We start from the raw sequence: 13060 nt of genomic DNA on the forward strand, positions 1-13060 counted from the left end.
AACCTTGATGACAGCCCAGTTCCCGCGCCTTCTGTCGCCCGTGCAGTTGCGCGGCCACACCCTGCGCAACCGCATCGTGTTTGGCGCCCACACGGCCAACATGGCCGAAGGTGGCCTCCCCACAGAGCAGCACGTCGCCTATTATGCCGAGCGCGCCATTGGCGGGGCAGGCATGATCGTGGTCGAACCGATGCCGGTTCACGCCGCCACGGTGCTGACGCGCGGTAACTTCCGCCACGGCGACAACAGCGTGATCCCGCATTTCCGCAAAGTGACCGAAGCGATCCGCGCAAACGGCGCGGTGGCGATCCAGCAGCTTTACCACGTCGGTTCGCACGGCGATTCCGACCTGTCGTTCCACCCGCACTGGTCACCTTCAGGCGCGCCAAGCTATCACGATAGCGACGGCAGCCACGCGATGACCGAGGACGAAATTCTCGAAACCATCGATGCTTTCGTCGCGGCAGCAAAGCGTTGTCATGAAGCCGGATTTCAGGGTGTCGAGGTGTGGGCCGCCTATCTTGGTCTGGTCGATCAGTTCTGGACGCCCTGGACAAACCGGCGCGACGATCGATGGGGCGGCACGCTTGAAAACCGCACGCGCTTCTCACGCGAAATCCTGTCGCGCATCCGCGACGTTTGCGGGCCAGACTTCATCGTTGGCCTTGCCATCAGCGACCAGCCGGGTGCGCAAGTGGCGCTGTCGGCGGACGAACACGTTGAAATCGTGGGGCTGCACGATGATCTGGGCCTGATCGATTACGTCACCTGCGGCTCCGGCGGATATATCGACTATCCCAGCCTGATGCCCACTTTCCTGTTTCCCGAAAAGCTCGGCTCGGATCTTGCCGCCCGGCTCAAAAGCCGCGTGCGCAACGCCCTCGTCACAGCGGAAAGCCACATTCGCACGCCGGAAAATGGCGAAACAGTGCTGGGCGAAGGCGCTGCCGATCTTGTCTCGATCGTGCGCGGGCAGATTGCCGATCCGCATCTGGCGCGCAAGGCCAGCGAAGGCCGCCCCGAAACGATCCGCCCATGCCTTTCGTGCAACCAGATGTGCTGGGGCCGCCGGTCGCGCGATTATTGGATCAGTTGCGTGGTCAACCCTTCGGCGGGACGCGAATGGCAATGGGGCGGTGACCGTCCCCCCCCCTCGCCCACCCCGCAATCTGTGCTGGTCGTCGGCGCAGGGCCTGCCGGGCTTGAGGCTGCGCGCGTCGCGGCGGAAAGAGGGCACACGGTCACACTGGCCGAAGCGTCGGACCGCCTTGGCGGTGCCTTCCGCCTCGCCGGACTGCAACCGCGCCGCGCCCAGATTCTCGACCTGCTTGACTGGTATGAACGCGAACTGGGCCGCCTTGGCGTGGACCTGCGCCTGAACGCGCCGCTTGATGCTGACGATATTGCCGCCATCGGCGCTACCCGCGTGGTTCTCGCCACCGGTTCGCTGCCGCCCGGCACCGGCTTCCAGAAAGCATTGCCTGCGCTGGACACACTGCCCGGCATCGAAAACGGTAATGTCTTCAGCGTAGAGGAGGTCATGGCCCGCGAGGCGCGACCCGGCCACCGTGTTTTGTTGCTGGATGAGGCAGGCGGCTGGCGCGGCTGCGGCACAGCATGGAAACTGGCCGAGGATGGCCATGCCGTCACCATTCTCACGCCCGATGCTTTCGTCGGCAAGGAACTGGCCCGCACAACAGCCGATGCCCCCTTGCGCGCCCGGCTACGCCGACTGGGCGGCAATTGGCGGACCGAGGTCAGCGTGCGCCAATGGCACGGAGACGGCGCGACCATCGTAGATCACACGACGGGCGAGGAAAGCCGGATCGACGCGGACAGCCTGGTATTGGCCACGACCAACATCGCGGCGGACTGGCTTGCTGCGGACCTTCGCGCACGCAATATCGCCTTTACGGCAGTGGGCGACTGCGCCGCGCCGCGCCTTGCCCCCTTCGCCTTTCACGATGGCCGCCGCGTGGGGCTGGCGCTATGACACTGCCGCTCCCCGTTGATGAAATCCGCGCGCTGGCCATGGCAGCATGGCGCGCCTGCGGTGGCAGCGAACCGATGGGCAGATCGCTGGTCGAAGCCAGCCTTGCCGCCAACGGCAGCGGTCGTCCGGCAGTCGGCCTTGCCCATTTCGTGGACTATCTTGACGCCTTGGTCGGCGGGCGGATCGATGGGCAGGCCGAACCCGTGATCGAACAGCCCCTGCCAGCCGCGATCTGTTGCGATGCACGCGGCGGCACGGCGCAATATGGCTTCGAACTGGCGCTGGACCGATTGGTCACAGCGGCACAAACCTGCGGCATCGCGGTGTTCACGTTGAAAAACAGCTATACCGCAGGCGAGATGGCGCACTTCGTGCGCCTGCTGGCAGTGCGGGGACTGATCGGGTTCGTCTGCTCCAACGCGCACGCAATGATGGCGGCGGCTCCCGGCGGTGCGCGTGTCTATGGCACCAATCCGCTGGCATTTGCCGTGCCGCGCCCTGCGCCAAATCCGCCGCTGGTGTTCGATCAGGCGACCAGCGCAACCGCATTCCTCAACATTGCGCGTGCAGCGCAGGATGGCAGCGCAATACCCGCAGGCTGGGCCACCGGCCCAGACGGTGCAATCACGACCGACCCGATGCAGGCCATCCACGGTGCGCTGCTGCCCTTTGGCGGGGCCAAGGGCGCGAACATCGCCCTGATGGTCGAAGTGCTTTCGGCGGGCCTGTCAGGTGGCCGATGGTCGATGGACGCGGGCCACTTCCGCGAAGGCAGCGATGCGCCGGATATCGGCATGACGGTCATTGCCCTGTCCCCCGTCATTGCCGACCCGGATATGCTTGCACGGGTGGATGCCCAGCTTGACCGACTGGCCGAAGCAGGAGTCCATATCCCCGGTGCAAAAGCTACGCCGGACCTGCCAGAAGCCATCACCATCGAACCTGCCGTCCTCGCCGCGATCCGGGCATATGCTGCACGGGCCTAGCGCAGCATGATCGTAAAAAATCAGCGCGGAATAATGTCTGCTTACAAACGCTATTATTGATTCCGATGCAGGAACATGGCCGTTCCCAAGCCGTGATCTGATCGCCTAACAACCGCACATCTTGCTGGGGAGGCAACGGGCCGAACACGCAACAGAACCGTGACGGCAAAGGGGATCGTTGGACATGGCGATGATCAAGGCGGATTTCGTACTTCTCGTATCGTGCGTGGACCGTAAGGGTCTGGTCGCCGCAATCGCTAACTGCATTGCCAGCCAGGACTGCAACATCGTCCAGAATTCGCAATACGGCGATGCCACAACCGGACGCTTCTTCATGCGCCTGTCGTTCGCAGCCCCACAGGGCATGACCGTCGAACGCTTCGAAGCCGCGTTCAAACCGGTGGCGGCGGGTTGGGACATCGACTGGAAGGTCCATGACCTCAACGTCAAGCAGCGCGTGTTGATCATGGTCAGTCAGGGCGGTCACTGCCTCAACGATCTGCTTTATCGCACGTCGACCGGCTATCTGCCGATGGACGTGACCAGCGTGGTGTCCAACCACCGCACCTGGGAACGGCGGTGCGAACATGAAGGCATTCCTTTCCACCACCTGCCGGTGACGCCGGACAACAAGGCGGAACAGGAAGCCGCGCTGCTGGCGCTGATCGAGGAACAGCAGGTCGATCTTATCGTTCTTGCCCGATACATGCAGGTGCTGTCAGACGAGATTTGCACCCGGCTGGAAGGTCGCGTGATCAACATTCACCACAGCTTCCTGCCCGGCTTCAAAGGTGCCAAACCCTATCACCGCGCTTACGAACGCGGGGTGAAGATGGTGGGTGCGACGGCGCACTATGTTACGGCAGACCTCGACGAAGGACCGATCATCGCGCAGGACGCTTCCAACGTGGACCATGCCGATACGGTTGAAGACCTGATCGCGCAGGGTCAGGAAAACGAAAGCCGCGTGCTGACCCGCGCGGTAAAGGCGCATTGCGAACATCGCGTGATGCTCAACAACCTGAGGACCGTCGTATTCAAATGAGCGGGAACGCCCTTCTTTCCGATTTCGACGCGCTTGGCATCGCATGGCAGCAACATGAACACCCCGCCGTCTTCACGGTGGAGGAAAGCGCGGAACTGCATGAAGCAATTGCCGGACTGCACACCAAGAACCTGTTCCTCAAGGACGGGGGCGGCCAGTTCTGGCTGGTGACGGTGCGGCACAATTTGCGTGTCGATCTCAAAGCGCTGGCAAGCGTCATCGGATCGAAGAAGCTTTCCTTCGGCAAGGCCGACGACATGGAAGCCCGCCTTGGCGTAACGCCCGGTGCGGTAACACCGCTTGCCGCCATCAACGACACCGATGGCGCGGTCCGCGTGGTTATCGACCGCGCTTTGGCCGACGCACCCTGCGTCAACGTCCACCCCTTGCGCAACACTGCAACGCTGGGCCTGTCCGGTCCTGACCTGCAAGTTGCGCTCAGGCACTGGGGCCACGAGCCTGTGCTTGCAGAAATACCGGAACGAACGTGACTGTCAGCCTTCTGGATCTGTTCAAGGTCGGCATCGGGCCGTCCAGTTCACACACTGTCGGCCCGATGGTCGCCGGTCGGCGCTTTGGCCTGCGGCTTGAAGAGCAAGGCCTGTTGGCCCGCACCGCCGCGCTCACGGTTGATCTCTACGGCTCGCTTGCGCTTACCGGCAAGGGCCACGCCACCGACACGGCGGTCATCCTCGGCCTTGCGGGGGAGGAACCGGCAACCGTCGATGTCGATGCCGTGCCCGGCATTATCGCCGCCGTTACCGAAAGCCGCCGCCTCGCCTTGCTGGGCCGGCACGAGGTGACTTTCGACCCGCAAGCCGATCTCCATTTCCGCCAGCGCGAACGTCAGCCCTTCCATAGCAACGCCATGGCGATTTCGGCCTTCGATGCGGCGGGCGAACTGCTCGACCGACGGTTCTACTATTCTGTCGGTGGCGGCTTCATCCTCGACGAGGATGAGGCTGCTCGCAACGCCCCCGATGACGACGCAACGGAAATCCCCTACCCCTTCGCATCGGGCGGCGAACTACTCGCAATCGGTGAACGCACCGGGCTGACCATTGCCGACATCATGCTGGCCAATGAAGTCGCCCTTCGTCCGCTGGAAGAGGTCAACGCCGCGATTGACCGGGTGGCCGAAACGATGAGCGCTGCGATCGACCGGGGGTGCCGCCAGACCGGCATCCTGCCGGGCCGCATGGGCGTGAAGCGCCGTGCTGCGCGGCTGGCCAAGGAACTGGCTGAACGCCAGCAGATGGCTCTGGCCGAACCGCTGGCCGCGCTCGACTGGATCAATCTTTGGGCGATGGCCGTGAACGAGGAAAATGCGTCGGGTGGTCGCGTTGTCACTGCGCCCACCAATGGCGCTGCGGGCATTATCCCCGCCGTCATGCGCTATCACGAACGCTGCTATCGCGGGGGCAAGGATGCGCATCGCGTATTCCTGCTGACCGCCGCCGCCATCGGCGTCCTGTACAAACGCAACGCTTCGATTTCGGGCGCAGAAGTGGGCTGTCAGGGTGAAGTGGGCGTTGCCTGCTCAATGGCGGCTGCTGGCCTCACCGCCGTCTTGGGCGGAACCAATGCGCAGATCGAAAACGCCGCCGAAATCGGCATGGAACACAACCTTGGACTGACCTGCGATCCGGTTGGCGGTCTGGTGCAGGTGCCCTGTATCGAACGCAACGCGATGGGCGCGGTCAAAGCCATCGACGCCTCACGCCTTGCCATGCTGGGCGATGGCTCGCACGTCGTCAGTCTCGACAAGGTGATCGAGACAATGCGCCAGACCGGCCTCGACATGCGGGACAAGTACAAGGAAACCTCGCAAGGCGGGCTTGCGGTCAACGTGGTCGAATGCTGATCGGCTGACCTTTCCCCGGTTGCACAATTCCAAGCACTAACCCCAAACAAAAACGCCCGCGTGTTCCGAAGAATACGCGGGCGCCCGCATTTGCGGTTTAGGGTGGAACGCGTCAGCCGTGCGCAGCCTCGCAAAGCGCCTGCCACAGCCACGGCGCAAAGCTGCGCCAGACTTCTACGTGGAACCGCGTCTCGCTTTCGCGGCGCAGCACGATTTCAACCGTCTCGAACAAAGTGCGCGTGGCCCTACCCACTGCGAAGTGATCCATATCCAGCGGGCAACCCGCCATGATCGTCTCCGCCGCGCGCGGACCTTCAACCACAATGCCAACCGCGCGCGAACTCACATCCACCACGCTGGCCATCTGCCCTTCGCCCAGCGGCAGGCTCTCCCCCTCGCCCAGCACGGCATAGTATTCGTCCGGTCCCAGTTGGATCACACCGCCCAGTTCCTGCCCGATCCGTTCAGGCAATGCCCGCCCGATCAGCCCAGACAACACCACTGCATCGCGTGCCCGTAGTGAATAACGGCGCAGCGCTGCTGCGGGCGAAATGGTCACACCTTCATAACGCGCCGCTTCTGCGGGAAGCGGCGAGCCGGATACAATCAGGTCAGCCATCGAGGCGTTCCCCTTTCGAATCGAAGAACACGGTTCCGCTCACCTTCGCGGTAAGCGTGGTGTCGGGCATTGGAATGTAAAGTGTCTGGCCCATCATATCGTGCCCCCCGGCAACCAGCGCCAAAGCGATCGACCGGCCCAGCGTGGCGCTCCAGTACGAAGACGTCACATGGCCCAGCATCTTCATCGGCACCGGCTGGTTGGGATCGGCCACAATCTGTGCGCCTTCTTCCAACACCACATTGGGATCATCGGTCAGCAGCCCGACAAGCTGCTTGCGCCCCGGCGCCACGATGTCAGGCCGCTGCAACGATCGCCTGCCCACGAAGTCAGGCTTCTTCTTGCCCACGGCCCATTCGATGCCCGCATCCTTGGGCGTCACCGTGCCGTCAGTGTCCTGGCCTATGATGATATAGCCCTTCTCCGCGCGCAGAACGTGCATGGTTTCAGTGCCATAGGGCGTAATGCCGTGTGCCTGTCCCGCCGCAAAGATCGCTTCCCACACCGTCCGGCCATATTCCGCCGGCACGTTGATTTCAAAGCCCAGCTCGCCGGTAAAGCTCACCCGGAACAGCCGCGTCGGCACGCCACATATCTTGCCAAAGCGCAATGCCATATGCGGGAACGCTTCGGCTGAAAGGTCGATGCCTTCCACCAGCGGCGCAATCACCTCGCGTGCCTTCGGCCCCTGCAATGCAATGACCGCCCACTCTTCGGTCGTGCTGGTCAGCCACACGTTCAGGTCCGGCCATTCGGTCTGGAGATAGTCCTCCATCATCGCCAGCACGCGCGCGGCCCCGCCGGTCGTGGTGGTGATGTGGAACCTGTCGTCGGCAATCCGCCCGGCCACACCGTCATCGGTGATGAAGCCGTCTTCCTTCAGCAGCAGGCCATAGCGGCACCGGCCGGGTTCCAGCTGCTTCCACGGGTTGGTGTACATGCGGTTCAGGAACTCAGCCGCATCCGGCCCCACCACCTCGATCTTGCCGAGCGTGGAGGCATCGAAGATGCCCACCGCATTGCGCACGGCCAGACATTCACGGTTTACTGCCGCGTGCATGTCTTCCCCGTTCTTGGGGAAATACCACGCACGCCGCCACTGCGCGACTGGCTCGAACGCCGCACCATTCGCTTCGGCCCATGCGTCGATAGGCGTCTTGCGCGTCGGCTGGAACAGCGCGTCCTTGTGATGGCCTGCCAGCGCGCCAAAGGTCTGCGGCGTGTAGGGTGGACGGAACGTGGTGAGGCCGATCTGCGTCACCGGACGGTTCATCGCCGCCGAAGCGAGCTGCAACCCGTTGAGGTTCGACGTCTTGCCCTGGTCGGTCGCCATGCCGTTGGTGGTATAGCGCTTGACGTGCTCGATGGACTTGAAGCCCTCCCGCACGGCAAGGCCTATGTCCTTGGCGGTCACATCGTTCTGAAAATCGACGAAAGCCTTGATCCGCGCGGGATCTTTCGGCGTCGGCAGGTGGGGCACGGTCACGCCGGAACCGAAGTTCCATTTGCCCGAACACGCACCCACACAGCGCACGTTTTCATTGGGTTTGTCGGGCACAAAGGCGCCCAGCGTTTCATCCCATGCAATCGTGCCTTTGCTGTGCGACCACAGGTGGATCGTCGGCGTCCATCCGCCCGCCATCATTACCGCATCGGTGGCAATGCGCTTGCGACGGGTGCCGTCATTGCGCGCAATCTCGATGCCCGAAACGCCGTGGCGGCCCGCAACGCCGATCACGCTCGATCCCAGATAGACCGGGATGCCCAGCGCAATCGCCTCGGCCAACAGCGCCGCATCCACCTCGTCGCGCACGTCCACAAGGGCAGAGAACCCGGCACCGGCTTTCGCCATGGCCAGCGCATCCTTCCACCCGCTGTCATGCGCAGCCATAACCGCAATCTTGCGGCCCACCGCCACACCATAGCGGAACAGCCAGGTCCGCGCCGCCGATGCCAGCATCACGCCGGGAACGTCGTTACCTTCAAACACCAGCGGACGCTCGATAGCGCCCTGCGCCAGAACAACTTCGCCCGCACGAATGCGCCACAGCTTTTCACGCGCAGACTTGCCGGGCACGGCCTGATCGTCAGGAAGGTGCTCGGTCAGTCGCTCTACAGCACCAATGAAATTGTCGTGATAATACCCGAAGGCAGTGCAGCGGGTCAGGATGCGCACATTGGGCGCGGCCTGCAGATCCTTTACGCTGCGTTCCAGCCATGCGCTCAGCGTGGGATCAGACAGCGCACCGCCGCCCAGTTCATCCTGTTCGTCAATCAGGACCACACGCTTGCTGGTTCCGGTCGCCTGCAACGCGGCATCAATACCCGCCGGGCCAGCGCCGATGATCAGCAGGTCGCAATGGGCATATGTTGCACCATAAACGTCAGGATCGATCTCGGTCGGGCTGTCGCCCAGCCCCGCCATGCGGCGGATAACCGGTTCGTAAACCTTGTCCCAGAACGAACGCGGCCACATGAACGTCTTGTTGTAGAACCCGGCCGGGAAGAACATGCCCAGCCGGTCGTTGATCGACGTGACGTCGTTCTTCAGCGACGGCCAGCGGTTCTGGCTGACGCACTCCAACCCTTCATAGATTTCCACCGACGTCGCGCGCAGGTTCGGCGTGAACCGGCCCGGCCCACGCGTCACGGAAATCAGCGCATTGGCTTCTTCCACGCCCGCGCCCATCACCCCACGTGGACGGTGATACTTGAACGAACGACCAAACAGCGTGACGCCCTGCGCCAGCAAAGCCGACGCCACCGTGTCACCCGGATGGCCTTCATAAGCCTGCCCGTCAAAACGGAAGCGGACCTTGCGTGAACGGTCAGGCCGCCCCAATCCCTCGATGCGATAGCCGCTCATTTCCGTGGCTCGCCTGCTTTATAGGTGGTTTCAAACTTGTCGGTCACGGTGTCGCGCACCGCGTTGAAGAAGCGACCGCAGCCATGCACATGCCGCCAGCGTTCGTGGTGCCGCCCCTTGGTATTGCTGCGGATGAACAGATAGCCTTCCCACTGCTGGTCATTCAGGTCCGCAGGTTGCACTGGCCGCGCGATATGGGCTTCCCCGCCATAAGCGAACTCCAGTTCGGGACGGCGCTCGTCGCAATAGGGGCAATGGATCAGAATCATCGGTATTCCCCCTTGCTCAGTGTGCCACGGCGGCGGCTGCCGCTTCGTCGATCAACCGGCCCGTGCGGAACCGTTCGAGCGTGTAGGGCGCGTTGATCCAGTGCGGCTCGTCCTTGGCGATGGTATAGGCCAGCAGGTCCGCCGCCCCCGGCGTAGCCTTGAAGCCACCCGTGCCCCAACCGCAGTTGACGTAAAGCCCCGGCACTGGCGTCTTGCCCAGAATGGGCGAACGGTCCGGCGTCACGTCCACAATGCCGCCCCAACTGCGCAACATGCGCATCCGGCGGAAGATCGGGAAAATCTCGCAGATCGCGGCCAGCGTATGCTCAACGATATGCAGCGCGCCGCGCTGGGAATAGCTGACGTACTGGTCGGTGCCTGCACCGATCACCAGTTCGCCCTTGTCGGACTGGCTCATATAGGCGTGAACGGTGTTCGACATGACCACGCAGGGGAAGATCGGCTTGATCGGTTCCGACACCAGCGCCTGCAACGGATAGCTTTCCAGCGGAAAGTCCAGCCCCGCCATCTGCATGATGACAGACGTGTTGCCGGCTGCCGAAACGCCCACCTTCTTTGCGGCTATAAAGCCCTTTTCGGTATCAACCCCCTGAATTGCGCCATCCGGGCCACGGCGAACCCCGGTTACGGCACAGTTCTGGATGATATCCACGCCCAGTGCGGCGGCGGCGCGGGCATAGCCCCATGCCACCGTATCATGCCGCGCGGTGCCGCCCCGGCGCTGCAACGCCGCGCCCAGAACGGGATGGCGTGCATTGGGATCGATGCTCAGCGGCGGGCAATATTCCTTGGCTTCCTCAGGGGTCAGCCATTCGTTGTCCACGCCGTTCAGGCGGTTGGCATGGATATGCCGCTTGAAGCTCTGCACATCATGGATGTTGTGCGCCAGCATCATTACGCCACGCTTGGAATACATGGTGTTGTAGTTCAGCTCCTGGCTCAACCCGTCCCACAGCTTCACCGCATGATCGTACAGATGCGCGGATTCATCGTAGAGGTAGTTGGACCGGATGATCGTGGTGTTGCGGCCGGTATTCCCGCCGCCGATCCAGCCCTTTTCGATCACCGCGACATTGGTGATGCCGTACTTCTTGGCCAGATAATACGCTGCCCCAAGGCCGTGACCACCCCCACCGACGATGATCGCGTCATACTGCGCCTTGGGTGCGGCATCGGGCCACTGCTCAGGCCAGGACTTGTGCCCGCCAAGCGCCTTGGCGAACAGGTTGATTGCGCTGAAACGGGTCATGCCACGCGCTCCACTGCGTTGCTGGATGAAGCGTAAACCACCAGCACCGTCGCGCCTTCACGGGTTCCTGCGATGTGCAGCGTCCCCGCCGGACGGACAAGGTAGTCCCCGACTCCGTAATGAGTATCGTCGTCGTAGAATTCACCTTCGAGCACGAAAATCTGCTCCACCTGATCGTGACTGTGCGTGGGCGAATAGGCACCGGGTTCCATCTTCATCAGCATGGTCCGCAGCCCGTTTTGCCGATCATCAAGCAACGGGATTTCCAGAAACCCCGGCACGCTCTGCCGCCATTCACCGCCAGCCCGGACGCGGGCAGTTCCCGATTCCGGCAAGGGCATCATGCCGCGGGTGTTGCTTGCGAAAGGATCGCTCATGCCATGCGTTCCAGTAATGTCGGGGCCGGATGAATATCGGGCGAAACGGTTGCAGATGACATCGTGAGCTCCTGTCCGCCTTGCGTTTGGCAGGCAAAAATCCCCCTCTGCAACCGCTTCTCCCATCATTAGAAATACTGATTGTAGTCAGCAGAGGCGGCTATCGCCCTTGCCACCTCAAACGCCGTAGGAAAGCCCGTCATAGATCGGGAAATGCGCGCACAAGGCTTCGGCCTGCGCCCGCACCGCCTGCTCCACTTGCGCGTCGCCCTGCTCGCCATTCTTGCGCAAGCCATCAACCACTTGCGCGATCAGACGGCCCACCGCACGAAACTCGGCCTCACCGAATCCGCGCGTGGTGCCTGCTGGCGTGCCCAGCCGGATGCCAGACGTGACAAAGGGCTTTTCAGGGTCGCCGGGGATACCGTTCTTGTTGCAGATGATCCCTGCCCGGCCCAGCGCGTGTTCGGCGTGCTTGCCCTTGGCGCCATAGGGACGCAGGTCCACCAGCATCAGGTGATTGTCAGTGCCACCCGAAACAATGCCAAGCCCCTGCTCGATCAGGCTCTCAGCCAATGCGCGGGCATTGGCCTGCACCGCTGCGGCATAGGCCTTGAACTCCGGGGTCATCGCCTCGGCAAAGGCCACTGCCTTGGCCGCCACGATATGCATCAGCGGGCCTCCCTGAAGGCCGGGGAACACCGCACTGTTGATCTTCTTGGCAATCGCCTCGTCATTGGTCAGGATCAGCCCCGAACGCGGCCCACGCAACGATTTGTGGGTGGTCGTGGTGGTGACATGGGCATGGGGCACCGGCGATGGATGCACCCCGCCTGCGACAAGGCCGGAAAAGTGCGACATGTCCGCCAGCAGATAAGCGCCAACCTCATCAGCAATTTCGCGGAAGCGGGCAAAATCCCAGAACCGCGAATAGGCGGTGCCGCCGCAAATGATCAGCTTCGGCTGGCATTCACGCGCAATCCGCGCCACCTCGTCCATATCAATGCGCTGGTCATCTTCGCGCACACCATAGGGCACGGGCTTGAACCACTTGCCGCTCATATTAACCGGCGAACCGTGCGTCAGATGCCCGCCGGAATTAAGGTCCAGTCCCATGAAAGTATCGCCCGGCTGCAACAGCGCGAGGAACACCGCCTGATTCATCTGGCTGCCCGAATTGGGCTGCACATTGGCGAACTGCGCACCAAACAACATCTTGGCCCGATCAATCGCCAGCGCCTCAATCTCGTCGACATATTCGCACCCGCCATAATACCGCTTGCCCGGATAACCTTCAGCGTACTTGTTGGTCAGGATCGATCCGGCCGCGTCCATCACCGCTTTCGAGCAGATGTTCTCGCTGGCAATCAGTTCGATACCGTCGCGCTGACGACACAGTTCCTTGTCGATCCACGCGGCGATAACAGGGTCGCGTTCCCCCAGACTGGCGGTGAAGAAACCTTGCGGGCGGGTCGGACGGTCGAGCATGGTAGCCATCGATTTTCTCCGGGTATGAGGTAGCATTCCGGGAAGCGTCGCGCGCTCCCGGTGGTGTTCAGGACGGGTTAGGTTGCTTTAAGGTCGGCTTAGATTTTGCCTGCCAATTCCGGCACCACGGCGAAGAGATCACCGACGAGTCCGATGTCAGCGACCTGGAAGATGGGGGCGTCTTCGTCCTTGTTGATAGCGATGATGGTCTTGCTGTCCTTCATGCCCGCAAGGTGCTGGATCGCGCCGGAGATGCCGACCGCGATGTAGACTTCGGGGGCGA

12 protein-coding genes are annotated in these 13060 nt (G+C 62.6%); 5 read left to right on the forward strand and 7 right to left on the reverse strand.

Features of this window, described 5'->3' with window-relative positions; all coding sequences use genetic code 11:
- The first annotated feature begins 7 nt into the window (after positions 1–7).
- The 5 genes from ACOVQ0_RS08415 to ACOVQ0_RS08435 all read left to right on the forward strand — a co-directional run bounded on the left by ACOVQ0_RS08415 (position 8) and on the right by ACOVQ0_RS08435 (position 5888).
- A complete protein-coding gene (locus ACOVQ0_RS08415) occupies positions 8–1993 on the forward strand; it encodes an FAD-dependent oxidoreductase (RefSeq protein ID WP_421882816.1) in 1986 nt (661 codons plus the stop codon).
- A complete protein-coding gene (locus ACOVQ0_RS08420; protein ID WP_421882819.1) occupies positions 1990–2979 on the forward strand; it encodes an Ldh family oxidoreductase in 990 nt (329 codons plus the stop codon). Before ACOVQ0_RS08415 ends, ACOVQ0_RS08420 begins: the two co-directional genes overlap by 4 nt.
- A gap of 190 nt (positions 2980–3169) precedes the next feature.
- Positions 3170–4024: a formyltetrahydrofolate deformylase gene (gene purU / locus ACOVQ0_RS08425; protein WP_421882854.1), complete on the forward strand. Its 855-nt coding sequence runs from the start codon at positions 3170–3172 to the stop codon at positions 4022–4024.
- A complete protein-coding gene (locus ACOVQ0_RS08430; RefSeq protein ID WP_421882822.1) occupies positions 4021–4515 on the forward strand; it encodes a prolyl-tRNA synthetase associated domain-containing protein in 495 nt (164 codons plus the stop codon). The genes purU and ACOVQ0_RS08430 overlap by 4 nt, the downstream gene beginning before the upstream one ends.
- Positions 4512–5888, forward strand: a complete 1377-nt coding sequence (locus ACOVQ0_RS08435) for an L-serine ammonia-lyase (RefSeq protein ID WP_421882826.1) — start codon at positions 4512–4514, stop codon at positions 5886–5888. The genes ACOVQ0_RS08430 and ACOVQ0_RS08435 overlap by 4 nt, the downstream gene beginning before the upstream one ends.
- 112 nt (positions 5889–6000) lie before the next feature.
- Here the strand turns inward: ACOVQ0_RS08435 and ACOVQ0_RS08440 are convergent, their stop codons facing one another.
- From ACOVQ0_RS08440 to ACOVQ0_RS08470, 7 genes are all read right to left on the reverse strand, one after another.
- On the reverse strand, positions 6001–6507 hold the full coding sequence (locus ACOVQ0_RS08440; RefSeq protein WP_421882830.1) for a sarcosine oxidase subunit gamma: 507 nt from the start codon (positions 6505–6507) through the stop codon (positions 6001–6003).
- Entirely contained in the window at positions 6500–9373 is a 2874-nt protein-coding gene (locus ACOVQ0_RS08445) for a 2Fe-2S iron-sulfur cluster-binding protein (RefSeq protein WP_421882833.1), read from the reverse strand. Before ACOVQ0_RS08445 ends, ACOVQ0_RS08440 begins: the two co-directional genes overlap by 8 nt.
- Positions 9370–9642, reverse strand: coding sequence for a sarcosine oxidase subunit delta (locus ACOVQ0_RS08450; RefSeq protein WP_421882836.1), 273 nt, complete (start codon positions 9640–9642; stop codon positions 9370–9372). The genes ACOVQ0_RS08445 and ACOVQ0_RS08450 overlap by 4 nt, the downstream gene beginning before the upstream one ends.
- A gap of 16 nt (positions 9643–9658) precedes the next feature.
- Entirely contained in the window at positions 9659–10912 is a 1254-nt protein-coding gene (locus tag ACOVQ0_RS08455; protein ID WP_421882840.1) for a sarcosine oxidase subunit beta family protein, read from the reverse strand.
- Positions 10909–11289: a cupin domain-containing protein gene (locus tag ACOVQ0_RS08460; RefSeq protein ID WP_421882843.1), complete on the reverse strand. Its 381-nt coding sequence runs from the start codon at positions 11287–11289 to the stop codon at positions 10909–10911. Before ACOVQ0_RS08460 ends, ACOVQ0_RS08455 begins: the two co-directional genes overlap by 4 nt.
- Positions 11290–11466: 177 nt before the next feature.
- Entirely contained in the window at positions 11467–12786 is a 1320-nt protein-coding gene (gene glyA, locus ACOVQ0_RS08465; protein ID WP_421882845.1) for a serine hydroxymethyltransferase, read from the reverse strand.
- Positions 12787–12875: 89 nt separating this feature from the next.
- Positions 12876–13060: FAD-binding protein (locus ACOVQ0_RS08470; protein ID WP_421882848.1), on the reverse strand; the 185-nt coding region annotated here is incomplete at its 5' end.

Origin of the sequence: Novosphingobium sp. (genome assembly GCF_049240505.1) — a bacterium.
GTDB lineage: Bacteria > Pseudomonadota > Alphaproteobacteria > Sphingomonadales > Sphingomonadaceae > Novosphingobium.